Annotated in this window: 25 protein-coding genes; 3 read left to right on the top strand and 22 right to left on the bottom strand. The window is 44.2% G+C overall.

Annotated features, from left to right (window positions below; translation table 11 throughout):
* From JHL22_RS07605 to JHL22_RS07555, 12 genes are all read right to left on the bottom strand, one after another.
* Positions 1–176 (bottom strand): transposase (locus JHL22_RS07605; RefSeq protein WP_200235595.1); only part of this gene is annotated, 176 nt, incomplete at its 3' end.
* A 207-nt stretch (positions 177–383) separates the two neighbouring features.
* Positions 384–815 carry a hypothetical protein gene (locus JHL22_RS07600; RefSeq protein WP_200235593.1) on the bottom strand — a complete coding sequence of 144 codons (432 nt, stop codon included), beginning with the start codon at positions 813–815 and terminating at the stop codon, positions 384–386.
* A gap of 451 nt (positions 816–1266) precedes the next feature.
* A complete protein-coding gene (locus JHL22_RS07595) occupies positions 1267–2616 on the bottom strand; it encodes an ISL3 family transposase (protein WP_200235591.1) in 1350 nt (449 codons plus the stop codon).
* 12 nt (positions 2617–2628) lie between these two features.
* Positions 2629–4914 carry a type I restriction enzyme subunit R domain-containing protein gene (locus tag JHL22_RS07590; RefSeq protein ID WP_329610653.1) on the bottom strand — a complete coding sequence of 762 codons (2286 nt, stop codon included), beginning with the start codon at positions 4912–4914 and terminating at the stop codon, positions 2629–2631.
* Positions 4848–5912 (bottom strand): type I restriction endonuclease, encoded by a 1065-nt coding sequence (locus JHL22_RS15935; RefSeq protein ID WP_234041182.1) that lies wholly within the window; start codon positions 5910–5912, stop codon positions 4848–4850. The genes JHL22_RS07590 and JHL22_RS15935 overlap by 67 nt, the downstream gene beginning before the upstream one ends.
* Positions 5913–6021: 109 nt before the next feature.
* On the bottom strand, positions 6022–7350 hold the full coding sequence (locus JHL22_RS07585; RefSeq protein WP_200235589.1) for a restriction endonuclease subunit S: 1329 nt from the start codon (positions 7348–7350) through the stop codon (positions 6022–6024).
* 2 nt (positions 7351–7352) lie between these two features.
* Complete coding sequence (locus tag JHL22_RS07580; RefSeq protein ID WP_200235586.1) at positions 7353–9356, bottom strand: type I restriction-modification system subunit M; 2004 nt, start codon at positions 9354–9356, stop codon at positions 7353–7355.
* Positions 9357–9732: 376 nt separating this feature from the next.
* Complete coding sequence (locus JHL22_RS07575; protein WP_200235584.1) at positions 9733–9900, bottom strand: hypothetical protein; 168 nt, start codon at positions 9898–9900, stop codon at positions 9733–9735.
* Positions 9901–10122: 222 nt separating this feature from the next.
* Positions 10123–11100, bottom strand: coding sequence for a relaxase/mobilization nuclease domain-containing protein (locus tag JHL22_RS07570; protein ID WP_200235582.1), 978 nt, complete (start codon positions 11098–11100; stop codon positions 10123–10125).
* Positions 11100–11618 (bottom strand): plasmid mobilization protein, encoded by a 519-nt coding sequence (locus JHL22_RS07565; protein WP_200235579.1) that lies wholly within the window; start codon positions 11616–11618, stop codon positions 11100–11102. Before JHL22_RS07565 ends, JHL22_RS07570 begins: the two co-directional genes overlap by 1 nt.
* 450 nt (positions 11619–12068) lie before the next feature.
* The gene (locus JHL22_RS07560) at positions 12069–12395 is read right to left on the bottom strand and encodes a barstar family protein (protein WP_200235577.1); all 327 of its coding nucleotides are present in this window, start codon (positions 12393–12395) and stop codon (positions 12069–12071) included.
* Complete coding sequence (locus JHL22_RS07555; protein ID WP_234041181.1) at positions 12386–12880, bottom strand: ribonuclease domain-containing protein; 495 nt, start codon at positions 12878–12880, stop codon at positions 12386–12388. Before JHL22_RS07555 ends, JHL22_RS07560 begins: the two co-directional genes overlap by 10 nt.
* A 160-nt stretch (positions 12881–13040) precedes the next feature.
* Here JHL22_RS07555 and JHL22_RS07550 point away from each other — a divergent pair, with 160 nt between their 5' ends.
* Complete coding sequence (locus JHL22_RS07550) at positions 13041–14363, top strand: MFS transporter (RefSeq protein WP_200235575.1); 1323 nt, start codon at positions 13041–13043, stop codon at positions 14361–14363.
* 128 nt (positions 14364–14491) lie between these two features.
* On the top strand, positions 14492–14998 hold the full coding sequence (locus tag JHL22_RS07545) for a hypothetical protein (RefSeq protein WP_200235573.1): 507 nt from the start codon (positions 14492–14494) through the stop codon (positions 14996–14998).
* A 67-nt stretch (positions 14999–15065) separates the two neighbouring features.
* Here the strand turns inward: JHL22_RS07545 and JHL22_RS07540 are convergent, their stop codons facing one another.
* From JHL22_RS07540 to JHL22_RS07525, 4 genes are all read right to left on the bottom strand, one after another.
* Positions 15066–16712: an FMN-binding glutamate synthase family protein gene (locus tag JHL22_RS07540; protein ID WP_200235571.1), complete on the bottom strand. Its 1647-nt coding sequence runs from the start codon at positions 16710–16712 to the stop codon at positions 15066–15068.
* A gap of 142 nt (positions 16713–16854) precedes the next feature.
* Positions 16855–17331: a hypothetical protein gene (locus tag JHL22_RS07535; RefSeq protein ID WP_200235569.1), complete on the bottom strand. Its 477-nt coding sequence runs from the start codon at positions 17329–17331 to the stop codon at positions 16855–16857.
* 123 nt (positions 17332–17454) lie between these two features.
* Positions 17455–18027 (bottom strand): hypothetical protein, encoded by a 573-nt coding sequence (locus JHL22_RS07530; protein WP_200235567.1) that lies wholly within the window; start codon positions 18025–18027, stop codon positions 17455–17457.
* A gap of 108 nt (positions 18028–18135) precedes the next feature.
* Positions 18136–18720: a carboxypeptidase regulatory-like domain-containing protein gene (locus JHL22_RS07525; RefSeq protein WP_234041180.1), complete on the bottom strand. Its 585-nt coding sequence runs from the start codon at positions 18718–18720 to the stop codon at positions 18136–18138.
* Between the two features lie 147 nt (positions 18721–18867).
* Here JHL22_RS07525 and JHL22_RS07520 point away from each other — a divergent pair, with 147 nt between their 5' ends.
* Positions 18868–19596: a cytochrome b/b6 domain-containing protein gene (locus JHL22_RS07520; protein ID WP_200235564.1), complete on the top strand. Its 729-nt coding sequence runs from the start codon at positions 18868–18870 to the stop codon at positions 19594–19596.
* Positions 19597–19767: 171 nt separating this feature from the next.
* Here JHL22_RS07520 and JHL22_RS07515 read toward each other — a convergent pair whose 3' ends face one another.
* The 6 genes from JHL22_RS07515 to JHL22_RS07490 all read right to left on the bottom strand — a co-directional run bounded on the left by JHL22_RS07515 (position 19768) and on the right by JHL22_RS07490 (position 26778).
* Positions 19768–20214 (bottom strand): c-type cytochrome, encoded by a 447-nt coding sequence (locus tag JHL22_RS07515; RefSeq protein ID WP_200235562.1) that lies wholly within the window; start codon positions 20212–20214, stop codon positions 19768–19770.
* Between the two features lie 177 nt (positions 20215–20391).
* The gene (gene purB / locus JHL22_RS07510; protein ID WP_200235560.1) at positions 20392–21771 is read right to left on the bottom strand and encodes an adenylosuccinate lyase; all 1380 of its coding nucleotides are present in this window, start codon (positions 21769–21771) and stop codon (positions 20392–20394) included.
* A 27-nt stretch (positions 21772–21798) separates the two neighbouring features.
* Positions 21799–22911: a tRNA 2-thiouridine(34) synthase MnmA gene (gene mnmA, locus JHL22_RS07505; protein WP_200235558.1), complete on the bottom strand. Its 1113-nt coding sequence runs from the start codon at positions 22909–22911 to the stop codon at positions 21799–21801.
* A 35-nt stretch (positions 22912–22946) separates the two neighbouring features.
* On the bottom strand, positions 22947–24176 hold the full coding sequence (gene glcF, locus JHL22_RS07500; RefSeq protein ID WP_200235556.1) for a glycolate oxidase subunit GlcF: 1230 nt from the start codon (positions 24174–24176) through the stop codon (positions 22947–22949).
* Between the two features lie 9 nt (positions 24177–24185).
* Positions 24186–25286: a glycolate oxidase subunit GlcE gene (glcE, locus tag JHL22_RS07495; protein ID WP_200235554.1), complete on the bottom strand. Its 1101-nt coding sequence runs from the start codon at positions 25284–25286 to the stop codon at positions 24186–24188.
* 4 nt (positions 25287–25290) lie between these two features.
* Positions 25291–26778 (bottom strand): FAD-linked oxidase C-terminal domain-containing protein, encoded by a 1488-nt coding sequence (locus JHL22_RS07490; RefSeq protein WP_200235552.1) that lies wholly within the window; start codon positions 26776–26778, stop codon positions 25291–25293.
* Between the last annotated feature and the right edge of the window lie 36 nt (positions 26779–26814).

Below are 26814 nucleotides of genomic sequence, written 5' to 3'. Positions count from 1 at the left end.
CGCGTGTAAACGGTGTGCCAGTTCCCGAATCGCTCGGGCAGACCGCGCCACTTGCAGCCATGCTCGGCCACATAAAGGATGGCATTGACTACCTGCAAATTCGTTAGCTTGACATTGCCTCGTTGCCAGGGAAGGCAGCTTTCGATATGCGTAAATTGTTCAGGTGTGATTTCCATTCCTGTAGGATAGGCAATATTGCGGCCGATTGTCTATTAGTGTTAACACGCCCTAATGAATAACCCATTTCATTCAAACTAATAATTTCTTTTTTAAACTCGTCTAGCTTTGCTATTAGCTCAGGTTTATTTTGAAAAACAAATTTTTCAAGAGCTTTCTTTCTTTCTTACATCTAAATCACTAACAAATTCCATTATCATTTCCCATTAAATTAAATCGTCAATATTTTTTAAACTTTTGGGGGCATAAGAGGGTATTTCATAATCTGATTTAATTTTTTTAGATTCGGTTGATTCAGATTTTTCTGATACAGACAATTTAATTTTTTTTTGCGCAGTAGGTTCCTGTTCTTTTTTTGAGGTTTCTTGTTTAGAAAATTTTTCTACTGTCGTTGAGTTATTTTTTTCAATAACAAAAGATTTTTTAGGTGATTCTTTGTATGTACTTATTTTATTTTTTATAAAAAAGTGCAACGTAGATTTGCTAACTTTAACTTCATTTATACTCAAGAAATCAAGAATTTGATCCAAGGAAAATCCTTGATTTTTCAATTCAAAAATTTCATTAATAAAACGATCAAGTTTTGACCTGCCAGCAGGCTTGTTTTTGCCCAAAAACTCTTCAAGTGTCAGCTTCATTTGATTTTCAACATGCAGTAATTGCTAAAATAAATTTTCCTAAATATCATTTTGAAAATTCGAATAAATACTATTAAAATTCAATTTATTCTATAAAATTTCATATAAATTATGATTTATTTCATATTATACATAATAATTTTAATTAATTCCACAAAATTCTATTTTGTTCTATTTAATTCTAAAAAATTCAATTTATTTCCATTTAGATTCAAAGAACAACCTCTTAAAATCTAAATGCAGGATAGGCCGAAGCCGTTAAAAGTGGACACTTTTAATAAATTCCGGCTTGGCCGGAAACGCCCAGTTCTGGGCTGCATAATCAAAATGATGTGGTGGTGACTTAGCCACCATGCTTTAAGCATTGATAAGAATGATAGTGATTTGTTTTTATAAATATTTGTGTGGCTTTATGGCCTAATGATGGAGGATAAAATTTCGGCTATTTGCATTATATGATTGAAATTAGTTCTTCATCTAAATATTCATCACCGCCATACAATTCAACCAAGGTTGGAATATAAGCGCCATATTCCAACTTAGTATTCTCTTGCTTGGTTGGAAATGCAGTTAAACCCTCATAACCTTCGGTTGATTTTAATGAAGATGATGGAGTCTTTAAAGTTGTAATAGATCGAGCCACTTTGTTATATAACATTTTTGCTCGAAGCACCTCAAAGGTATATCCTCGTCCCATTCGATTTTCGACCCTTGTAAGACCATTATGCCCCTCAGTATAAGCATTGGTAATTCTTATTGGCGCATCCCAATAGGTGAATATATCCTCAAAGTGATTATTCACAGTTTTAGCAACGTCACGGAAAGACTTTAAATATTTGGGAATACTGCTTTCCCATTCATGAAACCTTTGTATGGCATCGTCTTTGGTTGTTGCTTCATAAATATTATAAAACTGCTCTTTGAGGTCATAAGCTTCCTTAAATTCAGGATGCCATTTTTCTAAATTTCCTAAAATTCTTTGTTGATCTTCGGTCAATGAATTTGGTCGTCTAAGCAGTATCCACCGTAAATGTTTTTTCATATTCAGTCGGGCATCACGATCCAAACTACTTTGTAAAGCTTTACGTTCAGTGTCTAAAGCTTCACTTGCCATTCTCACTACATGAAACTTATCAATAACCAACTTGGCATTTGGTAGGTGCAGACGGAATGACTTTTTGAAGGGTCGCCACATATCACTACAAATCCATTCTACTTTTTCTGCATCAGGCAGTTTGGCGAAGTATGGTATCAATGTATCTTGAGTTCTTTCAGGCAACATATCATATAAGCTGTTCATAGCAAGGTTGGTGATGACACAGCGATATGTTCCCATCAATTTAAGTTCATCAATACCCATAATCGTTGGAGTTTCAAACTTAATATCTCGTTCTAATTCCTCCACGAAATCGAGCGTAATGTTTTTAATGGTGTTCACGACTACACCCGTATCTTCGGCAAGCTGTGTAAAAGTTCGATCTAAGCAACGCTTGCGTACTTGCTGAATCAGCCGATAGGTCGCTCTGCGTTTTTCATCTAAGAAGCTGAGTTGAGGGGTTATCATGCTTTTGCATTCAGAACAGCGATAGCGTGTTCGTATCACCTCAATTTTTACTGGTTGCATCTGCAAGGGGGTATCAGCAAAATGATTGATACGCTGACCGTGCTTATATAAGCGTCCACCGCATTCAGGGCATGTTTCCAAATGCTCACCGCTTGGCTGTACGGTAATCATAATACAGCCATCTTCATTACGGTAATCTATCGGCTGTACACCTTCCAGTTGCAGAATATCAATCATTCCAATACTCCGTTATGTTAGACGATGCACATCAATGGTTTCACCATCTTTAAGCAATTTATACAGCACCTTGATCACGTTCTGCATCGCTTGTGCATCGGTCTTGAGCAACAATGCTGATAAGTCTTGATGTGAGGTCAGTGCTTGAATAATTGCGCCTTTCGTTGCCGATGGCAAATTACCTTGCAAGGCTGTGGATTCAGGATTATTTTCAATCTGAGCCATAACTACATCGTTATTTCGTAGAATGGTTACTAAATGATTGATGTATACCACCTGTTCTTCACGGGTGGAAATATCGCCAAAAGTCTGAGCAATAAGATCAATGACTTCTTTCAGATAAGTCATTTTGGTTGGCTGTAAATCACCATTGGCTGTGCCTTGGATGGGGGCTAATGGTTGAGGTTCATCCGCTTCGGGATGATCGGTATCATCGGTTTTAAGTTTCTTTTTAAAGATGCCAAAGCCAGTCAGTACCAAGCCTGAAATATCAATTTCTTTAGCAGACATACCATTTAATCGTTTGGATAAGAGCTTGGTAAATGCCGAGAAGTTTTCAAGTTCAGGATCGCCAAAGTCAATAAGCTGTGCCACATAGGAATAAATACGGCTAAACTTATCCAAATTGCCCTTAAAGCGCATCAAGGTTTGTAGTTCTACGTCTAACTGCTTGCGCTCAAATTCCGCTTTTTCTGCGCCTTCATCATTGCCGTCTGCTTTGGCTTGATCAAATGCGGTTTCCTGTAGCTCAATCGCCTGTTTGAGCATTTTCAGTTTTTGGTTAAACAGGCGGGCGACACGATCTGTTGCTTTAAACAGGTCGGGATGTGTGGTTTCTTTGAAATCATGATTACTAATATCGCGGATAGTTTTAAAACGAGCTGCTTTAAACTCCTCCAAATCATCTTCGGTAATCAGATCAAGTTCTTCAATATTATCTTTGATGGTATAAACCACATTCGGGTCTTGTACATCCACCATTGTTGCCCCGTTGTCGTACTTCTTGAAGCACTTTAAAATCCATTCAGGGTCATTTACAAAGTCAATTACAAAAGTTTGATCTTTGCCTGTGGTGGTACGGTTTAAGCGTGACAAGGTTTGTACCACTTCAACTTCATTGGCAATGACTTTATCAATGTACATGGCGCAGAGTTTGGGTTGGTCAAAGCCTGTTTGGAATTTATTCGCCACAACCATTAAGCGATATTCAGGGCGGTCAAATGCGATGCGTAAATCAGAATTAGGTGCATCGGCATTCATATTGGCTTCGGTAAATTCAGCATCTTCACCAACTTGAAATAGCGCCCCGTTTTCGCTATCACCATCTGCTTCATGGCTAATCTGTTTGCCTGTGAGCTTACCCGAAAATGCCACCAAGACACGGTAGGCACTGTATTCAGGGTTATCTTCAATATATTTTTCCAAGGCAATTTTATATCGTGCTGCCGCAGGGCGTGAACTGGTCACGATCATGGCTTTGGCTTGACCATTAAGCAAATTGGCAACATTGTGGTGAAAGTGTTGAATAATAAACTGCACCTTTTGCGTGACATTGGTCGCGTGTAAAGCCATCCAACGGGCTAAGGCTTTCTTGGCTGCTTTAGAATTGACTCGTTTATCATCATCAACAGCTTCACCGCCAAGTTTAAAAGCTGTTTTATAAGGCACGTAGCCTTGCAGTACATCTAAAATAAAGCCTTCTTCAATGGCTTGACGTTGCGGATATAGATGGAAGGATTCAGGCAAGTTATCATCACTGGCAGGCTCACCATTTTTAGTGCGCCCAAACAGCATTTTAGTCGAGTGTTTTGGAGTTGCAGTAAAGGCAAAGTGACTGATGTTTTTGGACTGTACACGCGCTTTTTGAATCTGCTCAAGCAATTCCTCAACAGTCAGGTTAGCCATTGCTTCACCCGACTGCAATGCCAATGTCGCTTGCAGTTTAGATGCTGTTGAGCCTGTTTGCGAGGTATGTGCTTCATCAATCACAATACCGTAGTTACGGTCGCTTAAACTGGTATTGGTCAGAATCGCTTCCATCACATGCGGGAAAGTCTGAATGGTCACAATAATGATCTGTTTATTGGATAACAGTGCATCTTCAAGCTGTTTGCTTTTCGATTTGCCTGCATGTTCTTTGTCATCACGGTTAATTGCAGCAATTAAGCCTTTCTGATGATCTAATTGTTGAATCGCTTCCTGTAACTGGTCATCCAGTACCGTTCTGTCTGTCACCACAATGACGGAGTTATAAAACGGTGTACCGTCATTGTGACGAAACGCACCAGTGAATGACACACCCAAGAGATTGTCGATGTTTTGCCTGAGCCTGCACTGTGTTCACACAGATAATTCAGTCCTACGCCTTTTTCTTGCACATCGGCAATGATTTTATTCACCGCATCAAACTGATGATAACGCGGGAAGATCAAGCGTTCCTGTACCGTCCAATTACCATATAGATCGACTTTGTTTTTCTTTTCCACGTAGACAAAATTATGGAAAATTTTCAGCCAATTATCACGTTGGCAGACATAATCCCAAAAATACGCCACGGGATAATCCTCACCTTTGGCTGCATCCGCAGGAGGGTTGCCTGCATGTCCCTGATTACCTTTATTAAACGGCAAGAAATAGGTGCTTTCACCATCTAAAGCGGTGGTCATGGCAATTTCAGATTCAGACAAGGCAAAATGCACAATTGCACCACGCTTGGGTGTTAACAATGGCTCTTTACGTCTTGTTTTAGGGTCTATCGGCTTACGGTCATTTTTATACTGTTCAATGGCATCTTCTAAAGACTGGTTAAACTCGGTCTTAATTTCTACCGTTGCCATTGGCAAGCCATTAATAAAGAACACAAGGTCCAAAATGCCTGCATCTTTGGATGGATGATATTTGAGTTGTGGGACAACACGTAGAATATTGGCGTTATAGCGGTCAATGACGGCTTGATTGCGTCCATCTTCGGGTGCGCTTTCACTGAGGTCGATTGTGCCTGCGCCCGCCATGCTAAAGCCATTACGAAAGATATGGATTGTGCTTTTCTTATTCAGTTCATCATCCAAGCGGTCGATGATGCGTTTTTCGGTATTACTACCATTCAGTGCTTGCAGTTTTTCCCACTTTCCAGGCTGTGTGGCTTGAATCCATGTGATTAAATCTTCGGGATACAGTGCATATTCGGTATGATAATTTTTACTTTGCCCAACCACCCAACCTTGCGCTTGCAGTTTTTGCACAATATAGGCTTCTAAGTGACTTTCATAATGGGCTTTGTCTGCCAAGATATTCATGCGATTCCCCTAATTTTTAATTCTGTTGTAATGCGTGTTGCCAAAACGGGGCTTGATGCCATAACTCAGGCATTCCCATATTGGCTTTAGATAGTGTTTGCTAAAGAAATCATGCGTCAAACTCCCTTACGTCAATTTTGCCTGTAACCGCATGGGAGATAATCGAAGAACGATATTCTTTAAGTTTTTCGATTAGTTCTATTTGCTTGGCTTTTAATAATGATATTTTTTTACATTCATTATCTAAATACTCAACAATTAAATCTTGTTCATGAACTGGCGGCAGCCAAGAATATATGTCTTTTAATATACCTTGGGTAATACTAAAAACTTTAATACCTTTAACTTGTGTTTGAATTTGTTTGCGATGTGCATTTGAATCAAATATGTATGCAAAGAATCTCGGTTTTTGTTTCGATTTTAAACGAGCAATAACAGTATGATACCCTGCGAAAACTTGGGAATTACTATTTAAATATGAGAAATTACCTGAACCTTCAAAATCTTCTGATGTATCAGCAAAGATAAAATCACCACTATTCAAAAGGCAGTTTTTTGAGGTTTCTAAATATTCTTCTGACACAAATTTCATGTCATTAATTTCAGGGTTAAATTCAAATCCAAATTTTGAATGCACCTCACCATAACTAACACACGGAATTCCTGATTCCTGTAAGTTTTCTTTCGTGATACTTAGGCCTTTACTAAAGTTGAATATGTGTCTGTTCTTTAACACCGTCCAATGCTCAGGAACTTCCCCCAACCATTCCACACCACTGTCTTTCATCGGTGCATTGGGATTTAAACCTTTAGTCACAGCATGAGAAATAATCGACTTACGCTGTTCTTCTAAAAGTTCGATTAACTTTTCTTGCTTGGCAATAAGGGTGTCAATTCGGGCAGTTTCGGTGTCGAGAAATGAAACTATTTTTTCTTGTTCCTCTATGCTAGGGAATGGCATTTTTAAACTATTAAAAGTTTCACTTTGCAAGCGCCATCTGCCCATCTGAGCAGCACCTTGACCAAAAGCAAAAAGAATTTTATTTCTATAACCTAATTGGAATAAATGCAAAAAATATTCTTTATTAACTTTTTTATTCCTAACTTCAAATACTCGGTAATCAGGGCTAGTAACACCTGTAACTTTGGCAATATCAACCCATCCCGTTAGTAAATCCATGTGATTCATTGCAAAATCACCGACATTTACAATTTGGTATTTAGAATAATCTTGAGCCATTTGCCCCGCATTACTTTCAATATCTTTAATTTTTAAACCTTTTTGAGTAATTGAAAGAACATTAAAACCTAATGTTCCTGCAATACGCTTTTGGATTTTAAATACATATTTATTGGGTTTGACTTGCCAATGCTTAGGTACATCCCCTAACCATTCCACACCGCTATTTTTATAACTTGGGTATTGTTTAAATTGCATCTTTAAACCTCCCCAAGCAATTGTGCAACTTCGGCAGAAAGCTCTTTAATTTCAGCCATAATCTCATTCGGATGGCGTGGATGCTCAAATACATAGAAATAGCGGTTAAAGTTAATTTCATAACCCACCACACCGACTTGACCGTCTTTGGCATCGGTATAACTGGTATCAATTACCGCATCAGGCGCATGAGGAAGTACCTCTTTTGCCATATATGCAGCAATATCTTGATTGAGTGGGATGTTCTCGTAATCGGTAAGTTCACTGTCCATTTGCACTTCACCGTTAATTTCTACGGCTTCGGCATCAGGATTTTGCACCCCAAACGCAGCGATCAAAGCATTCTTTAAGCCCTTACTGACTTTGCTGAGTGGTAGATTTTTCAGGAATGTATTCTCAAACCAAGCATAGTCTTTACTGTCACCAAACTGCTGCTCAATATAAGCTGATATCGTGTTTTGGTCGCTGTCTGATAACTTGCCAAACTCTTTCGATGCTTTAAACGATTCCAGTTTTTCCGCATCAAATTGAAGATCAATCCGTAGAGGGCGCAAGACTTTGACTCTGCGATAGCCAAAGTCAGTATAGTCAAAGATTTTACTGACCGAACTTTCTTCAAAATCGGCATAAATACGGCTAATTTCATCAATCGAATTTTGGTCAATAAACTTGCGCTTGTTGCCCTCATTCTTGCGCATAGATGAACCCATGCCTGTAGCATCAATGAGCTGTACTTTGCCTTTGCGCTGTTCAGGTTTACGGTTTGAGATCAACCAAATATATGTACCAATACCTGTACGGAAGAAAATATCAGTCGGCAATGCCACAATTGCTTCGAGATAATCATTTTCTAAAATGAAGCGTCTAATTTCTGACTCGCCTGAGCCTGCACCACCGTTAAACAATGGTGAACCTGATAGCACAATCGCACCACGACCACCACCATTTTCAGGCAGTTCTAGTTTGGAAATCAGATTTTGTAAAAACAGCATTGAGCCGTCACTGGCTTTAGGCAAGCCCGCACCAAAACGCCCATTTAAGCCTTTTTCTTTATGCTCTAATTGAACCGCACTGGCATCCTTCGCCCATGACATACCAAAAGGCGGGTTAGAACATTGATAGTGGAAACGCTGTCCTGCAAATAAGTCATTACTGAGTGTACTGCCCAATTTAATATTCTGCGATAAATCACGGCTTGGGTCAGATTCCAGTTTTTTGAGCAACATTGAACCCAATGCGACCGCATGAGTTTCAGGCTGCAATTCCTGTCCGTGGGGTACAAGTACAGGGGCAACTTTATAGCGGTCTTTAAAACCGTCTACATAATTCATCATGTCGGTTAGGAAGCCCGATGTACCGCACGTTTGATCATAGATAGTTCTGATTAAACCATTCTTTTGTTCAAACAGCTCATTATCAGGCTCAAGCAATAAAGTCGCTGCCAAATGTACAATATCACGCGGAGTCATGAAGTCCTCAGACCCCGTACCGACTTCTGCACCAAATCTAGCGATTAAATGTTCATAGACATTACTCATGGTGCGGTCAGGAACAACATTCGGATGTAAGTCGATGGCAGCGAAATTATTGCAAATGCGTAGCAGTAAATTCGCTTTAGAAAGCTTGTTAATCGTTGTATTGAAGTCAAACTGTTCAAAGATCACACGCACGTTTTCAGAAAAATTGGAAATGTAATCTTCAAGGTTGGCTTTGGTTTTTGTCCCGCCTAAATTAGATAGGTTATAGGTTGATTTGTTATAAAATGGATTGCCGCTTACGTTAGTAAGAATATCGTCAAGCGCCATTCCTTGATCTTTGAATTGCGCATAAGTATTGAGAACAGCTTCTTTCGTTGGCTCAAGTACACATTCCAAACGTCTTAATACCGTAAAGGGTAAAATGATTTTACCGAACTCTGTATGTGGGAAATCACCCCAAAGATCATTCGCATTGTTCCAAATAAAACTTGTCAGTGTAGATTCGGTATTGTTTGGTGCAGAAGCCATTTTTTTTCAACCTTATTTTGCAATAGTTAAATATTATGCAATAAACGTAGATTTTTCAACCTTAGATTGCAAAATTAGAGTTTGTTAAGTTAAAAAATAAGGTGAGATTTATAGAAATCCCACCCTAAAATGCAAATATCCAAAATTTCAATAAAAAAAACCCGGCCAGTGCACCTTTCGATACACTGGCCGGGCTTAAATTTTTAATGTAAATTTTTATGAAATTCCTTGACTATCATACATATTGTTTCTTGTTGTGTTTCTGTTAACTCCTTTAATTTATTAATTAAATCATCACCTATTACTCCCTTCTTTCCCGTTAGAACCCATCTTAAATCCACATAGCTTAAATCAGACCGTTGTTCAAGAATTTCTTTCAGTTTCTTGATTGGAAAATTATTGTTTTTTTTCGTGCGTTGAATGATGGTGCTGATATTCCAAAAAATTTGGCCAATTCATAATCTTGTTTTATTCCCAACTCGTGTTTTAGTCGCAATGCGAGAACATCAAAATCACTTAAATATATACCTTTATTAATATCCATGATTACGCCTTATTTTTTGCCACACATTTCATCAATATCTTTTTTTGCGATCATTGCATCTATCGTAAGCATTCGCCCAATACCGTATTAATATTAAACACCTTGATTATCATACATATTGCTTCTCGCTGTATTTCTGATAACTCCTGCTTAAGACGGGCAGCTATACCCTCAAATTCGCCTAGTAGTGATTTATTCATAATAAAAATCCTAGTTAAAAAATTATCTTTCTATTTCCACTGATTTTTCAGTAACTCTGCCGATAACGTCATCAAACCGTGCTTGTGCCTTCGTTGTGTTATCAGCCTGCATGACACTCTGATTCAGTTTACTAATTGCCCTGGCTTCTGTTTTCAGCCCGGCTTTATACAGTTCCTTGGCCAGGTACTTGTATTCCTCACTTATCATTTCTTTGGTTGCTAGGTGTTCCTTTAGAAAAGGATGTAATGGCCGTTTATTTTCTTTGAGAGCCTGTATAAGCTCTTGTGCCTGTGATTTCTTGACCTCTGATAGCTTGCCCCTATCCTCAATCTGTCGAACGATGGCACTATCACCTTTTTGCGCTATGCCCCTGTGCTGCCGTTTGGTGGCCGCACAATCAACACCTTGCTCACGCATTTTTTCGGCAAAAAACACCCGCCAATGGAATAAATCATTTTTGCGTGGGTTCATGCGTTTGCCCAGTTCATCACGCATACTGACGGCCAGATGTACGTGTGGGTGTTTTTCATCGGTATGTTCCACAAAAACATATTGATGGCCTTGAAATTTTTCCCTGGCAAATTCTCTGACCGCATCCTTAACAGCTTGCGCTGGTGTACCTGGCGGCATCGAGAACACAATATTTAACGCTTCCCGCTTGGTACTGTTTTCAGGTATGCCAAATTTACGCCATTCATTCAGCGTGTCTTTAATTTCTTTCGCACCGGTGATCTTCTGGCCATCCTGATTTTCCAGTGTTAGGGAACCATTACGGCTGATATATTCCAGATGGCCTTTAACCCCCTTCATACCCGATGAATTGCCTGTACGCCTGGGTATTTTGACCATGACTTCCGGTTTTTTCAGGCCGGCCGCCTGTAAATTTTTAAGCCCTGTACCTGGCTTGAAATTATGGCCACCGCCACCCCCCCCTTTTTTAGGGTTGATGCTACGCTCATAGCCTAAAAACCAGTTATCCACTCTGTAGTTAATTCCCATTACGGCATCCGTTCCCAATTTGCCCGGATAACATCAGCCACCTGTTCGGTGTGTGTATCCAGTTCATCTTTGATATTATTCAGCAGGTGTGTTGATATGGCCGTTTGCGAGCCTGAATTTAATGCTTTGGCAATTTGGTTCAGGTTGCGACCAATCCGCAGCAGTTGCGCATTTGATTGATATAAGGCTTCGATTTCTTTGGTGCTTAAAACAGGGGCTTTTTGTGTGTGTGCCTGGAACAGCATTGCCAAATATCGGTTGGCCGTCATATTTGATTGCCTGGCTCTTTCCTTAAGCTCTTTCAGGTCTGGAGATTGCAAGCGAACCTCAATCCGTTGTCCTTGGTTTTCTGCTTTTTCTTTTGATAACTTATGATCATTTTTACCGAGTTTTTCCAGAATCAACTGTTTGGCCAATGCGGCTATGCTTGGTTTTCCAGTTAGCTGGATGGCCAGATTTTTCAGTGATGCATATTCATCATTTGTCAGGTCACGAATCCTGAAATGAGCTTCTTTCATTCGTTCCATTTCCTATAGACGAAAAAAAACACCCCGAAGGGTGTTTTAAGGTGACCAAAAGGTGGCCAAATAACTAAAAAAAGACTAAAAATAGGCTAAAAAACCTACATGAAAGATGTTTGAGTATCATTGCAAGCCATTGATTAATAAAGGATTAGTTTTATATCTTTTTAATAAAACCAAGAATCATAATCCGCAGGTCCCCCGTTCGAATCGGGGAAGAGCCACCAGCAGAATACATAATCAAATCAACCGCTTAGAAAAAAATCTAAGCGGTTTTTTTGTTGCCGGAATCAACACGGCGTCAATTTTGTGTCAACTCAGTGGCAGACACAAATTCAGCTAAGTGGCTTTGGGCAAGGTAAGCATACTTTTTTACCAACAACGCCTGTTCACATACCCCTTTCAACCCAAGCCTATATACAGCCTACATTGAATTGGACCAGGCCCTTACCCCAGCACCACCTCTACGTCATCCCGCTCACTGGCCACCGCCCTTAATACATCAATTAGCCCCTCATAGTCAATCTCACCCAAGGCGTCTGCACTGCTTGCATGGTCAAACCAGACTATTTTAAAAGGGCCTTTAACATCGGTACTGAGGCTGTCATACAAGGCATCCAGGTTACGGCCAAAATACTGGGGCAATTTTAAATTAAGCTGTAGCAAATCATAAACCTCATCAATATTGCTAATGCGGCTTAACTCACAAAGTCGAACAGTACGTGCCACTTTCTTGAGGCGGCGAGCCGATATAGATGAAGATTTTACTGACATGATGGCACCTTGTGAAATGTCTCGTAATGATCGACGCTAACATAGCGCTGCTGCCCATCTTTACTGAATACCAATCGCTTGGCATTACGTTTCTTGCCCCGATAATCCAGATCAGCCTCTTTCCAGTTGCCTTGAGGCAGCCTGCGTTCATAGTTGCCAAAATAGTCGCCACCCATCGACTTGCCCCTTAAGGCAGGGATATCCGAAAAATACCGCCCCGGTTGCCATCCCTGTTCACGTGCCTGCCGCTTCATGACAAAATAAGCAGGCAATTTTTGAAGGCTATTTAATGTCTGCAATACCTCAACCAATTGCGTTTCATTGATTTGACCTGATAATTTATTCCTGTTCAATTCCTGAACCACCACCTCGCAAGCGACAATAGCAGACGGGGCACCTGATTTTTCAATCCCGGCCGGTACCCTTCCCATTGCCATGACTGGCATTGAAATTGACAACAAAAAAACCAACAGTAAACGCTTCATGACCTAGTCCTGTATTTGCAGGATAATACCCTGCATGCAAGTAATACTCTGAATTCAGAATATTTTACAATTTAAGTGTTAAAACCACCATATTTATAAAATAATAATTTAATTTATTCAATAACTTAACAAAGTACCAGGCATATTTACAGAGAAATCAATGAAACAGCAACCTGTCTCCCACCAATTTTCACTCTTGAAAAAACGCTATTTCGCGCCTTTTTTCTGGACCCAGTTCTGTGGTGCCGCAAACGATAACCTTTACAAATTTGCCGTCACGATTTTACTTACGTATCAATGGCAAACCCAATGGTTCCCATCCAGCATGGCCGGCGTCATTATTGGCGGCCTGTTTATTTTTCCATTCCTGCTGTTTTCTGCCACCAGCGGGCAATTATCTGACCAGTATGACAAAATTCGCATTATGCGCAACGTCAAGAATGCAGAGATTGGCATTATGCTATTGGCTGCCTTTGGTCTTTATACGCAATCGGTCATCATCCTGCTGGCCTGCATTTTCCTGATGGGCCTGCATTCCACTATTTTTGGACCGGCCAAATTCGCCTATCTACCTCAGGTGTTAGATGATAAATTCTTAATGGGTGGTAATGCCCTGGTCAGCATGGGCACCTTTGTATCCATTCTATTAGGTAATATTGCCGGAGGAATTCTGGTGGCTATTCCGGGCAACGGTCACCTTTGGGCCGCATTTGCCTGCCTGCTGGTGGCAGTGGCCGGCAGAATCAGCGCACAATTTATTCCTCCACTGGAAAAGAAACCAGCCAGCAATAAAATAAACTGGAACCCCTTTACGGAAACGCTTAAAAACCTGGCCATCGCCCGCCAGCACCGCATTATTTTCAAGTGCATGCTGTTGATTAGTTGGATGTGGTTTTTCGGGGCGGTTTTTCTTGCCCTTTTTCCTGTTTTTGCCAAAGATATCCTGAAAGGCAACGAACACGTGGCCGCACTGTTGCTAGTGCTGTTTTCAATTGGCGTGGCAACAGGCTCTTTATCCTGCGAAAGGCTTGGCCTGCGGCGCCCGGCTTTATCATTAGTCCCCTTGGGTGCTGCAGGAATGAGCCTGTTTACGGTTGATCTTTATTTTTCAATTACGGTTCCCGACACGCAGGAGCTGCGCTCTTTCAGCCAGTTCATTGCCCAGCCAGCAAACTGGCGCACCATGTTTGACCTGTTCATGTTAAGTGCCTGCGCCGGTGTGTATAGTGTACCTTTGTATACGTTTATCCAGAAAACCACTTCAAAAACACATATCGCACGTATTATTGCTGCCAATAATATCCTTAACGCCTTTTTCCTGATTGCCAGCGCGCTAATTGTCGGCCTCTTGCTCAGCCTGGATATTTCGGTGCCGGTTATTTTCCTGTTAGCCGGCATCGTAAATATTCTATTTTCTTACGCCATCTTTTTGACAGAGCCTGGCTTTAAGAAAAAACCGTTTAAAACCGGACGATATTTTTAGTCAATATTTTACTTAAAATGAGAAGATTCTAATTATAATTTGAGTTATAGTCGCTTATCCTCATTGCGTGTGGGGATAATTGTCTTACGATAATGCACAAACATAATTTTAGCTAATAAAGGATGCTCATGAAAGCATTTGGTAAATTCTTATTATTACTGGTTCTGGTTCTAGGTATTACATTTTTGGCCTGGAAATTGCTAGAAACGTCTTTATTCAACGAAGAAGATGAAGCCGCGCCGCCCGTCTCCGGGGTTACCGTTCCTTCACCAACCACCCAGCCCGAACCGCCCCCCATACAAAAGCAGGAAGATCTATATCAAAGCACCTCTTCTGATGAACCTGTGCCAGCAGTGGTTTCGTCCGGCAACTTTACCTGCCAGGCCAGTGTTACCGTCATCGGCAAACTGTATGACCTGAAAAACACGGGTAAAACACAAGAGGAAGCCAATGAATTCATCAGTAATGACAATAGCGTACCCGATGAGCAGGTAGGTTCATTTATTGAATTTGCAAATACCTTGTGGAATTCACCTGCTGATAAAACCGTGCCTAAAGCCCAATTTTTAGACAATTTCCTGCAGCAGTGCCAAAGCATTGAAAAAGCACAACAAAACGGAACTTCACCGCAATAAGCAGTCATGCTTTCAAAAAAATACCCAGCTGACAGCCTGGGTATTTTTTTACTTAATCATGCCGGCTTCAGTCGCGATACGCCTGGCCTATCATCGAAGCCACTGAATAACGGGGTGCAAATGAATCTGCCTGGGCCAGAGGCCATGCCAATTCAAAAATCTTCTGCCGATACTCCTCTTTTAGCAAATCTCCCTCTTCCAGTTCCGGATAAATGGCTGACAACAACTTAACTTCATTGCTGGAAATTCGCTTTACCACATGATGGGCCCTTAACTGCTGCGGATGCGTAATGCCTGCTGCCTCTAGCAGTTCGGCCAAAGCCAGCAGGGTATTATGATGGAAATTTCTGACCCGGTCTGATTTATCTTCTACCACCAATGCTTTTTGCCTGACTGGATCCTGGGTCGCAACTCCAGTAGGGCAACGCCCTGTATGACAGGCCTGGGCCTGAATACAACCAATGGCAAACATGAAGCCCCTTGCGCTATTACACCAGTCTGCCCCCAGCGCCAATGTTCTTAACACATCAAAACCGGAAATAATTTTACCGGCTGCACCAATTTTAACTTGGCTACGCAGCCCGATACCCACCAGGGTGTTGTGCACCAAACGCAAACCTTCTTTCATGGGCACGCCCATATGATCGGCAAACTCAACAGGTGCGGCCCCCGTACCTCCCTCGGCACCATCAACCACAATAAAGTCGGGTGTAATGCCAGTTTGTTGCATGGCCTTGGCAATGGCAAACCACTCCCAGGGATGCCCAATACACAATTTGAAGCCAACCGGCTTACCGTTAGCCAGGCTACGCAAGCGCCGGATAAACTGCATTAACTCAACCGGGGTACCGAAGGCACTATGGGCGGCAGGGGAGTTGCAATCTACACCAACAGGCACCCCACGGGCATTGGCAATTTCCTGGGTAACCTTGGCGCCAGGCAATATCCCGCCCTGCCCGGGCTTGGCGCCCTGGGATAACTTGAGCTCTATCATTTTTACATTAGGCAAATTAGCACGCTTTTCAAATTCAGTTTCAGAAAAACGGCCATTCGCGTCACGGCAGCCAAAATAGCCCGAACCGATATTCCACACCAGATCACCACCATGCTCAAGATGGTAGCGACTGATGCCGCCCTCACCGGTATCGTGGGCAAAACCACCCTTGGCAGCACCGCTATTAAGGGACAGAATGGCATTAGCCGATAAGGCCCCAAAACTCATGGCTGAAATATTAAATACTGACATTTCATAGGGCTGGGTGCATTGTGGCCCCCCTACCCTGACCCTGAAATTGCTATCCTCAATTTGCGTAGGCTGCATGGAATGATTCACCCACTCATAGCCATCGGCATAGACATTTTCTATGGTCCCAAAAGGCCTTTTATCTATTTGTTGCTTGGCCCGCTGGTACACAATAGAACGCTGGGTACGGGAAAATGGCAAGTTATCATTGTCATTTTCCAGAAAATATTGCCTGATTTCAGGCCTGATAGATTCCAGCAAAAAACGCAAGTTGCCAATAACCGGATAATTGCGCCGGATGGAATGACGGGTTTGCAGTAAATCATAAACGCCCAGCAAGCTTAACAACAAGGCGGGAATAAGCAAACCAAGCCAGCCTGCACCATAATTGGCAACCATATACAGGCCCAACACAGATGCTAAAATAGCAAGCAGAAAAACCGAATACCGGGACAAAAACAAATTAATCATTGAACACTTACCCCATTTAAATGGACCCGGGCTTAAAAACAGCCTGTTTTAAACCTATCCATACAAAAAAACCTTGTGTATAAATACACAAGGTTTTGCTATTATTGCCAGAAAATTATTGGCTATAGTAGGAATATAGCTATTATTTTGCAGCTTGCTGAGGAACAACCGCTTTCATGATTGAGTCTGCCGTTGCATCGTCACGCACCATGAAAAGGAAATCAGAACCCTGTTTTACACCAGTAATAGAGGCCAGCTGACCGCCAACGGTAGTTGCATATCCGTACTGTTTATTAACTTTAGACAAGGCATCTGCGCCCGCCGGGTTAAGCCCCAGCTTGATAAAGGTACGGCCCTGGTTATCACGAACATGATTAATGGTTGTGAGGTTTTCACGGGTAATAATCGGTGTTGGGCTAACATAAATGGTTTGCTGCTCGCTAAGTTTGAAAGGACGGAAGCCTTTGATCACTTTATCTGAAGCGGTGTAAACATCTACGCTGGCAGCCTGTGCCGGTGCCGCAGTTTCTGTAGACTCGGTTTTTTTAACTGTTTCACATCCGGCCAGCGCCACAGCAAGAGGCAAAATAACCAAACCAAGTTTGCGTGAGATTTTCATGTAAATTCCTTATTTGTTAAAGCAATTATTCATCTGCCATGCGCAAATTACAACATATGCATACTAAAAAAACAAGATGGGTTATCACTTCCAAATGTCAACAAACCTAAAATTTGATGCCATTTACTTGTTTTTTACCCGGATCATGTCCGCCGTATCTCTGGCATTATTCAAAGTTAGCATGGGAATCAGCAAAACACCGTCTTGCAATTCGGCTTCAGTCGTTGTCATGGTTGAAAACACTGATTTATCCATGCTGGCCAGAACCGTTTTATTGACGTTTGATTTATCATTGATGGCTGATTTCAGCTTGGTTGCACCCGTGGGGGTAAGCCGCAGGCCCAAGGCTGGCTTGTCTTTGGCTTTCGCGACAAAAACGGTTTTCACATCGGCACGATTTAACAAAACACCGGACGTATAGTAAGTTTGGTCACCCGATTTAATAACGACATCATCCAGGGTAATTGTTTTATTGTTTTTACCCTTTTTAGGCGCGTTTTTGGTAATGGAACCCACATAAATTTCAATATCGCCATTACCGTTTTTCTTGACCATTGTTGCATTGCTGGCAACCACTGGCTCAACAGTAGATGCCTGGGCATTATTGGCACTGGAGGACGCATTTGAGCCAAAGATTCCGCAACCCGTTAATGCAACAGACAGGACGGTCAAACCTAAAACCTTAACTAATTTCATAAAAGACCTTTCAAAAACAATATTCACAAAAAAACAATTATCCTTTGATTATAGGCTGTTCCATGGAATTTTTTTGTTAATAAACATTAAATTATCGTAAAGCCTGTTTTAATGGAAATACCCGCGACACCGGTCTGCATCATTCAGGTCAATGGCATTGGTTCCGGCCACCAAGTTGATTTTTTTGGATAACAAGCCGCCATACTCGACAGGCCCACTCATGGGTTTGGTGTCAACCCAATACAGGCGAGAAGTCAGGTAATATTCACCAGCAGGCACATTGGTGAAAGCAAATTGTCCGAAGTTATTGGTTTTTGCATAAAACGCATCACGGACATAGCGTTGATCCGCCTGACCGTTTAAAATTTTGCCCGCGTGGCAGACTTGCTGGTACCACTGCTGACTGGCCGTTGACACCGGATTCAGGACAACATCAATATGGGCACCTGTACGGTCTCCACCATTAACCCTATCCTGTATGTAAACTTGCCCGACCAGCATGGTATTTACCTGTGTGGCTGCCATTGCCGGACTGCCTGAATAGGCCACCCGCTGCACCTGCTGCCTGGGCGTATGCGCCAGAGAACGATCTTTTTTAGCAGGGGTTGATGAGCAACCAGCCAAGACAAGTGCCATCATTGGCACAATAAACCGAACTATATGCTTGCCAGTAAAAGGTATGGAAAAATTCATGAGTTATACTGTTACCATCGTCATAAAGCCAACATTTTCTTTAGGTAATATATAGGATATCAAAATATATTAAGAAAATTTATCAAGTAATGATTGGCATCATCCTAACACCGCAATTTGTTTTTGAAAACTTAAATATTTAATATCATGCCTCAAAGTAATCAACAGACCGTTCAAGTATGGGATTTACCCACCCGTTTTTTTCATTGGGCCCTGGCTTTCTGTGTCATTGCCGCTTTCTTTACCATTAAAGCGGCTGGCACCACCGAGGGCTGGATTGCCAATGCCGGCATTATCTGGATTGATTGGCACTTAAGGTTTGGCTACTGCGTCCTGAGCCTGATTCTATTCCGGATTATATGGGGTTTTACGGGCTCTTATTACGCACGGTTCTGCCAGTTCATCAAGGGGCCAGCCACCATTACCCGATATCTTAAAGGTGCTTATGCATCCCTGGGCCACAATCCACTGGGGGCCCTGTCCGTTATTGCCATGCTGGCCGTTTTCGGCTTTCAGGCATTCAGCGGTCTTTTCACCACCGATGATATCTTCACCGAAGGCCCCCTGACCCACTTGAACTCGGCTTTCAGCAAAACCATGAGTTCCCTGCATCGCAGTAATGAACCCGTGATGATCATTTTATTTGCCCTGCATATACTGGCTATTATTTATTATCGGGTTTTTAAAAAACAGGATCTGGTGGCAACCATGGTTTCAGGTAAAACCCAAATTCTGCTGCCACAAGCGCAAAACTTCAAAAGTGCGGCAGACGATCTGCAAGTTCGCATTATGGGCTTGCTTACCCTGGCGGCCACGTCCGGTTTTGTTTATTGGATAAGCACGCTAGGCGCAAGCAGCAGCGGTTCCTTCTATTAACCGTTTAAACCCCTGCACGGTTACACAATTTCTTCGGCTATAAAGCACAAAAAACCGGACAAAAGTCCGGTTTTTTGTGCTTGAGTTAAAAGACCAGAAAAACACCCGATCTTTTGGTTTGGCTAATCGCAAACAGCTGCCTATGCGCCATTTTCATGCCAATAAGCCTGTTTAATCTTTACGGTAAGAATCGTGGCAGGATTTACAGCTTTGACCGGCTTTACCGAAAGCCGCTTTCAACTGGGCCAAGTCTGCGCTATCGGCAGCGGTAGACAGGTTTTGAATGGCAACCTTGAAATTTTCACGTTTTTCATCAAAGCCTTTGGTATCTGTCCAGACTTCAGACTTGGAATCGCCCCCTTCAAAACCGGGACCAAAAGCCCCCCAAGGCAAGGCCGCCAGTGTATTCAACAGCGCCACGTTTTCTTTAATGGCTTCTGCATCGTAAGGGGCTTCACCTTTGATAACAGGCACCATTCTGCCAAAATGGGAAGCCATCAAAACTTTGGCTGACTGACGATATTTAACCGCATCTTCAGGTTTGGCAAACTGTGCATTGGCCGCAGCAGAAAACAGGGTGGTACAGGCCAAGGCCAAAACCGTAATTTGCTTTTTCATTCATTTACTCCTGGTTGTGAAACAATTATTACAAATGGTATTCCGAAATGTGTTTCAAACCAATTACAAAATCCCATAAAAAATCAATGCATGACATAAATCATGCATTGATTTTTTAAAAACAGTGTATAAATTTTGGTTTATATTTAAAACAGCTATCTCTGAAACCCAATATACTTAGCCAACCTTGCGGGCCAACTCGGCTGCCAGGCCAATATATGAGCGAGGGGTCATAGCCAGCAGGCGCTGCTTGGGTTCTGCCGGCAAATCAAGGTTGGCAATAAACTCGCGCAAGGCTTCCTGGTTAATGCCACGGCCACGGGTAAGCGCTTTTAGCTGTTCATAAGGCTGTGGCAAGCCATAGCGGCGCATAACGGTTTGCACAGGCTCGGCCAGCACTTCCCAGCAGGCATCAATATCGGCATCGATGGCGGCCGCATTGATTTCCAGTTTGCCCAGGCCTTTCAGGCATGAATCCCATGCCACCATGCAATAGCCCAGTGCAACACCCAGGTTACGCAATACGGTGGAATCAGTCAGGTCACGCTGCCAGCGTGAAACCGGCAGTTTTTCTGACAGATGACGCAATACGGCGTTAGCCAGGCCAATATTACCTTCAGAGTTTTCAAAATCGATCGGGTTTACTTTATGCGGCATGGTTGAAGAACCCACTTCACCCTCTTTAAGGCGCTGCTTGAAGTATCCCAAAGCGATGTAACCCCAGATATCCCGGTTCAGGTCAAGGAGAATCGTGTTGGCACGGCCAATGGCATCAAACAGGGCAGACATCCAGTCATGCGGTTCGATTTGAATGGTGTGCTCGTTTTGGGTCAAGCCCAGTTTGTTCAAAACGCCTTTGCTAAGCGCTGGCCAATTTATTTCAGGATAGGCGGATAAATGGGCATTATAGTTGCCGGTTGCGCCATTGAGTTTTGCCAGTGGCTCTACCGTGGCAACAGCAGCAATGGCATTTTTCAGGCGGGCGGCTACGTTGGCGAATTCTTTACCCATGGTGCTTGGGCTGGCCGGCTGGCCGTGTGTCCTGGACAGCAAAGGCTGATCAGCAAACAGATTGGCATAACGGACCAGTTCAGCCAAGACATCGTTTAAGCGTGGCAAGATAACATTGGCACGCACCCGAGTAAGCATCAGGGCATGTGAAGTATTGTTGATGTCTTCAGAAGTGCAGGCAAAGTGAATGAATTCAGCCGCTTTGGCCAGTTCTTCATCATCAGCCACTTTTTCTTTCAGGAAGTACTCAACCGCCTTGACGTCATGGTTAGTGGTCCGTTCAATTTCTTTAATCCGCTCGGCATCGGCTTCGGTAAAGTTTTCAACCAGATTGCCCAGCTTTTGTCTGGCCTGTGCCGAAAAAGGAGCCAGTTCCGGCAAGCCGGCATCTGACAAGGCAATTAGCCAGGAGACTTCGACTTCAACACGGTGAGCCATGAAACCAGCTTCGGACAGGTATTCGCGCAAGGCATTACCACGGGAGGCATAACGACCATCCAACGGAGACAAGGCATTAAGCGTACTGAGTTGATCTGCAATTTTCATAGGTAAGGAAAGATATAAATAAAGATATTAATAAATAATGCCGCCACCAAGACAAACATCGCCATCATAAAGAACGGCTGATTGCCCGGGGGTAACTGCCCATTGTGGCTGTTCAAACGATAACGTCATGCGTGCCGGGTCGCTGCCAACCAGGCGACAGGGCGCGTCTGCCTGGCGGTAACGGGTCTTGGCACCATACAAACCCGGCTCAGGCGCATGACCAGCCACCCAACTCAGGTCTTCGGCATGCAGTTCGGATGACTGCAACCAGGGGTGATCATGGCCGGCAACCACATAAAGAATATTATTGGCAAGGTCCTTGCGGGCAACATACCAGGCATCGGCCGTGCCATCTGCCTGCTGACGCCCTTTGACGCCACCAATTCCCAGGCCTTTGCGTTGGCCCAGCGTGTAGAAGGCAAGACCATAATGCTTGCCAACCTCTTGACCATCATCGGTAAGAATCGGGCCGGGCTGGGTGGGCAAGTAACGGTTCAGGAACTCACGAAAAGGACGCTCACCAATAAAACAGATACCGGTAGAGTCTTTTTTGGCCGCATTGGGTAATTTCAATTCATGAGCAATACGCCGGACTTCCGGTTTCTCAAGTTCACCCAAAGGAAAGATGGCCTTGGACAATTGCGCCTGATTCAGGCGATGCAAGAAATAACTTTGGTCTTTGGCAGGATCCAGGCCCTTAAGAAGCTGGAATTGCGTTTGGCCATTATGTTGAACTGAACGCACCCGCGCATAATGCCCGGTAGCAATATATTCTGCCCCCAGCTGCATGGCATGGTCTAAAAACGCCTTGAATTTTATTTCTGCATTGCACAGGACATCAGGGTTAGGGGTGCGGCCTGCCGAATATTCGCGCAGGAATTCCGAAAAGACCCGGTCTTTATATTCGGCCGAAAAATTCACCGCTTCTATATCGACCCCAACCAGATCGGCGACGCTGGCCGCGTCAAGCCAGTCCTGGCGGGAGGAGCAATATTCGGAGTCGTCATCGTCTTCCCAGTTTTTCATGAAAAGGCCAACAACATCATAGCCCTGCTGCTTGAGCAGCCAGGCACTGACCGAGGAGTCGACCCCTCCGGACATGCCAATAACAACGCGTGGTTTTGATGTTTTCTGATTCATCCCGCTATTTTACGTGATGATTCAGATTTTAGGGCTTAAGTACTTAATCCATCATCAACTACTTCAATCCAGTGCCGAACCGGTTTCGGGGTGCCGCTTTGCAAATGGCTCATGCAACCCATATTAGAGGTAATAATCGCCTTCACCTGCCCGCCGCTGTCTATCGCAGCCAACTTGCGGTCACGCAGTGGCAAGGCAATTTCAGGCTGCAATAGCGAATAGGTGCCAGCAGCACCACAACACAGGTTGGCCTCGCCAAAAACCGTTAAATTGAAACCCAATTCAGCCAGCAGCTTTTCAGTAAGGGGTCGCAAGCCCTGCCAGTGCTGTAAGGTACATGGCGGATGAAAAGCCACGGGATCAGGCAGTTTATTTTGCAGTTTCTTGCCCAGCTCAGCGGCATGGGGCGCCAATACTTCGGCAATATCCTTGACATGTTCAAGCAAATAATGGGCTTTTTCCAGATAAACGGGATCATGCCGGAAATGAAACGGGTATTCCTTCACAAACGCGCCGCAGCCCGACGCATTCATGACAATCGCCTCTATTTTTCCGGTTTCCAGCAAGGGAACCCAAGTATCAAGATTATGGCGCATTTGCTGCAGGGCTGATTGGGTTTCATCCAGATGAAAGTTAACGGCGCCGCAACAGGCCCTGACCGGAAAATTGTAGGCAGAAATACCCACCGCATCCAGCACCCGGATGCTTGCCGCATCAATGGAAGGCATTAGATCGGGCTGGACACACCCCAACGGCAGCAGGACCTTACGTGCATGCACGGAATCAGGAAGCCGGCCCGGGGCACGGGCCAGTGGCAATTTACCAGCCAGTCTTTCTGGCAGGACAGACCGAAAGCGCCTTCCGGCACGAACCGACAGGCCAAACAAGGCTGAATTTAATCCTTTGGCCAATACCTTTCGTTTCAGCCGACCGGAAAAACTGCGCTTGACCTTTTCATCGACAAGCTCACGACCTATATCCAGCAGTTTTCCATATTCAACACCCGACGGACAGGTGGTTTCACAGTTGCGGCAAGTCAGGCATTGATCCAGGTGAGTTTGCGTGATTGTTGTTGGCGCCTGCCCTTCCACCATTTCCTTGATCAGGTAAATCCGCCCCCTTGGGCTATCCAGTTCATCGCCCAGGATCTGGTAACTGGGGCAGGTTGCCTGACAAAACCCACAATGCACGCATTTTCGCAGGATCTCGTCAATCACCTTACCATCCGGGCTATCCTTGGCCCATTGTGCTAAATTGGTTTGCATGCTCTTGGCTCACAGGTTTTTAATTAAACGATCCGGATTGAAGATACCCCGGGGATCAAGCGCATTTTTAAGGCGCCGGGTAATGCCCTCGATATTGCTCCTGAATGGGTGAAAAACACCATCACCGGGAATGGCATCGGGCCCGGGATAACGAAACAGGGTTGCATGTCCTCCCAATTGCTGGGCATTATGCCTGACATGCCTTGTATCCTGAACCTGACGCAGCCAGCGTTGAGCGCCCCCCCACTCCACCAGCGGAATGGCTTCATTCATTTTGCCGGCCAAAGGAGGCACGGCAACCCGCCAGATGGTCGCATCGTTAAAAAACGGATGGGTCTGCTCCCGTAGCGAGAGCCAGAAAGCCCGGGCATCCGCATCGGCAAGCTCATCGCCGGGCAGCTGGGTTTTAGCCTGAGACACCGCCACCTCAGAGCCGGACAACCGCAAATAGAGATGTCCGTTTTTCCCCTCTTCGGGCACCCATGAACTGGCGCTAATACACAGGGAACGCGCATGCACCTGACGGAAAACATCCAGGGCCTGATTAATGGTACAAGCATGCCTGAGTGTTTTTTCAACTAATGGTTTGGGCAAGACCTTAAAGGATATTTCCATTAATGGGCCGAATATACCTAAAGAACCCACCAACAGCCTGGACACATCATAACCAGCGACATTTTTCATGACTTGCCCGCCAAAACGCAGCAAGCCCCCTTCGGCATTCATCATCCGGGTTCCCAGCACAAAATCGGCGGTTGCCCCTGCTGACATCCGTCTTGGACCGGCCAACCCTGTGGCAATGGCACCGCCTATGGTTGCACCCGGCCCAAAATGCGGAGGTTCCCATGGCAACATCTGGTTCTGTTCATCCAGCAACTTTTCTATTTCCTGCAAAGGCGTGCCGCAAGCTGCCGTCATCACCAGCTCTGAAGGTTCGTATTCGATCACTCCTTTATAGGCAGCCACATCCAGCAAGATCATGCTTTCAGACGTACCAGAAGCTGGATTTCCATAGAAACCCTTGCTGCCACTGCCTTTTACCAGCACACGCTTGTGTGATGCGGCAGCGGCAATCACCTGCTCACTTAGTTCATTCAAAACAAATGACATAATCTTAAAATCGCTCTAATTCAGGAAATTTGATCTGCCCTGCATGAACATGCATTTTTCCATATTCGGCGCAACGGTTCAGGGTAGGAATCTGTTTGGTCGGGTTTAATAATTCTTCGGGATCAAACGCCCTTTTTATGGCCATGAAAGCGTCCAGTTCATCACGGGTAAACTGAGAACACATCTGATTGATTTTTTCCAGTCCCACACCATGTTCTCCGGTAATCGTCCCCCCCACCTTAATGCACAATTCCAGAATTTCAGCCCCGAAATCTTCGGCACGGCGAATTTCGTCAGGGTCATTCGCATCAAACAGGATAAGTGGGTGCAGATTGCCATCACCCGCATGAAACACATTTGCACAACGCAAGCCATACTTGTTTTCCATATTGGCTATTTGCGTTAAGACGTTGGCAATCTGCTTGCGGGGAATGGTGCCATCCATGCAGTAATAATCGGGAGAAACACGTCCGGCTGCCGGAAAGGCATTTTTGCGGCCAGCCCAAAAAAGCAGGCGCTCTTGCTCATTGGCCGATACCTGCAGACGCACTGCCCCCGCCTTTTCAAAAACGGCCTTCATGCGCTGGACTTCATCGCCCACTTCCCTGACGGTTCCATCGGATTCGCACAATAAAATGGCCTGGGCGTTCAGGTCATAACCCGCCTTCACAAAGGGTTCAACCATCTGTGTGGCGCGCTGATCCATCATTTCCAGACCGGCCGGTATAATACCCGCCGCGATAATGTCCCTGACGGCATCAGCGGCAGCCTTGACCGAATCAAAGCTGGCCATGATGACGGTTGCGGCCTCTGGTTTTGGAATAAGTTTTACGGTTGCTTCGGTAACAACACCCAGCATGCCTTCGGAACCAACAAAAACCGGTAGCAGGTTCAGGCCCGGAGAATCCGGGGCGGCAGAACCCAGTTCAACAATGTCACCATCTATGGTAATGATGCGAACACGCATGACATTGTGTACCGTTAGCCCATATTTAAGGCAATGTACGCCCCCCGCATTTTCGGCAATATTGCCGCCAATTGAACAGGCAATCTGACTGGAAGGGTCTGGGGCATAATACAGCCCGTATTGGGCCACGGCTTCTGAGATAGCCAGATTCCGCACACCCGGCTCTACCACTGCCGTGGCGGCAACCGGGTCTATATGACGGATTTTATTCAGTTTGGATACACCTAGCAACACACCCTGTGAATGTGGGGTTGCCCCGCCCGACAGCCCAGTTCCCGCTCCTCGGGGAACCACCGGTACGGCATGCTTCTTGCAGGTTTTCAGGACATGGATAATGTGTGCTTCGTTTTCGGGCAAAACAACGATGGCTGGCATTTCTTTGAACAGGGTCAGGCCATCACATTCAAAAGGTTTTTTTTCTTCTGGCCGGCTTAAAATACAGTGAGGAGGCAGCACGCTTTCCAGTTCGGCAATAAACGCTGAAAACTCATTCAATGCAGTTGCCGGTTTCTGTTGTGCCATCATATCCCTTTTCCTTCATTCCAGATCTTTGTATACCTG

Source organism: Advenella mandrilli (genome assembly GCF_016595155.1).
In the GTDB taxonomy this organism is placed as follows: domain Bacteria; phylum Pseudomonadota; class Gammaproteobacteria; order Burkholderiales; family Burkholderiaceae_B; genus Advenella; species Advenella mandrilli.
This window is presented reverse-complemented; position numbering and strand designations above follow the sequence as displayed.

Excerpts from the sequence above, each read along its gene's own strand:
- JHL22_RS07600 (WP_200235593.1), bottom strand. The coding sequence starts at position 815 with ATGAAGCTGACACTTGAAGAGTTTTTGGGCAAAAACAAGCCTGCTGGC.
- JHL22_RS07595 (WP_200235591.1), bottom strand. The coding sequence starts at position 2,616 with ATGATTGATATTCTGCAACTGGAAGGTGTACAGCCGATAGATTACCGT.
- JHL22_RS15935 (WP_234041182.1), bottom strand. The coding sequence starts at position 5,912 with ATGAATATCTTGGCAGACAAAGCCCATTATGAAAGTCACTTAGAAGCC.
- JHL22_RS07585 (WP_200235589.1), bottom strand. The coding sequence starts at position 7,350 with ATGCAATTTAAACAATACCCAAGTTATAAAAATAGCGGTGTGGAATGG.
- JHL22_RS07580 (WP_200235586.1), bottom strand. The coding sequence starts at position 9,356 with ATGGCTTCTGCACCAAACAATACCGAATCTACACTGACAAGTTTTATT.
- JHL22_RS07575 (WP_200235584.1), bottom strand. The coding sequence starts at position 9,900 with ATGGATATTAATAAAGGTATATATTTAAGTGATTTTGATGTTCTCGCA.
- JHL22_RS07570 (WP_200235582.1), bottom strand. The coding sequence starts at position 11,100 with ATGGGAATTAACTACAGAGTGGATAACTGGTTTTTAGGCTATGAGCGT.
- JHL22_RS07565 (WP_200235579.1), bottom strand. The coding sequence starts at position 11,618 with ATGAAAGAAGCTCATTTCAGGATTCGTGACCTGACAAATGATGAATAT.
- JHL22_RS07560 (WP_200235577.1), bottom strand. The coding sequence starts at position 12,395 with ATGTCAGTAAAATCTTCATCTATATCGGCTCGCCGCCTCAAGAAAGTG.
- JHL22_RS07555 (WP_234041181.1), bottom strand. The coding sequence starts at position 12,880 with ATGAAGCGTTTACTGTTGGTTTTTTTGTTGTCAATTTCAATGCCAGTC.
- JHL22_RS07550 (WP_200235575.1), top strand. The coding sequence starts at position 13,041 with ATGAAACAGCAACCTGTCTCCCACCAATTTTCACTCTTGAAAAAACGC.
- JHL22_RS07545 (WP_200235573.1), top strand. The coding sequence starts at position 14,492 with ATGAAAGCATTTGGTAAATTCTTATTATTACTGGTTCTGGTTCTAGGT.
- JHL22_RS07540 (WP_200235571.1), bottom strand. The coding sequence starts at position 16,712 with ATGATTAATTTGTTTTTGTCCCGGTATTCGGTTTTTCTGCTTGCTATT.
- JHL22_RS07535 (WP_200235569.1), bottom strand. The coding sequence starts at position 17,331 with ATGAAAATCTCACGCAAACTTGGTTTGGTTATTTTGCCTCTTGCTGTG.
- JHL22_RS07530 (WP_200235567.1), bottom strand. The coding sequence starts at position 18,027 with ATGAAATTAGTTAAGGTTTTAGGTTTGACCGTCCTGTCTGTTGCATTA.
- JHL22_RS07525 (WP_234041180.1), bottom strand. The coding sequence starts at position 18,720 with ATGAATTTTTCCATACCTTTTACTGGCAAGCATATAGTTCGGTTTATT.
- JHL22_RS07520 (WP_200235564.1), top strand. The coding sequence starts at position 18,868 with ATGCCTCAAAGTAATCAACAGACCGTTCAAGTATGGGATTTACCCACC.
- JHL22_RS07515 (WP_200235562.1), bottom strand. The coding sequence starts at position 20,214 with ATGAAAAAGCAAATTACGGTTTTGGCCTTGGCCTGTACCACCCTGTTT.
- purB (WP_200235560.1), bottom strand. The coding sequence starts at position 21,771 with ATGAAAATTGCAGATCAACTCAGTACGCTTAATGCCTTGTCTCCGTTG.
- mnmA (WP_200235558.1), bottom strand. The coding sequence starts at position 22,911 with ATGAATCAGAAAACATCAAAACCACGCGTTGTTATTGGCATGTCCGGA.
- glcF (WP_200235556.1), bottom strand. The coding sequence starts at position 24,176 with ATGCAAACCAATTTAGCACAATGGGCCAAGGATAGCCCGGATGGTAAG.
- glcE (WP_200235554.1), bottom strand. The coding sequence starts at position 25,286 with ATGTCATTTGTTTTGAATGAACTAAGTGAGCAGGTGATTGCCGCTGCC.
- JHL22_RS07490 (WP_200235552.1), bottom strand. The coding sequence starts at position 26,778 with ATGATGGCACAACAGAAACCGGCAACTGCATTGAATGAGTTTTCAGCG.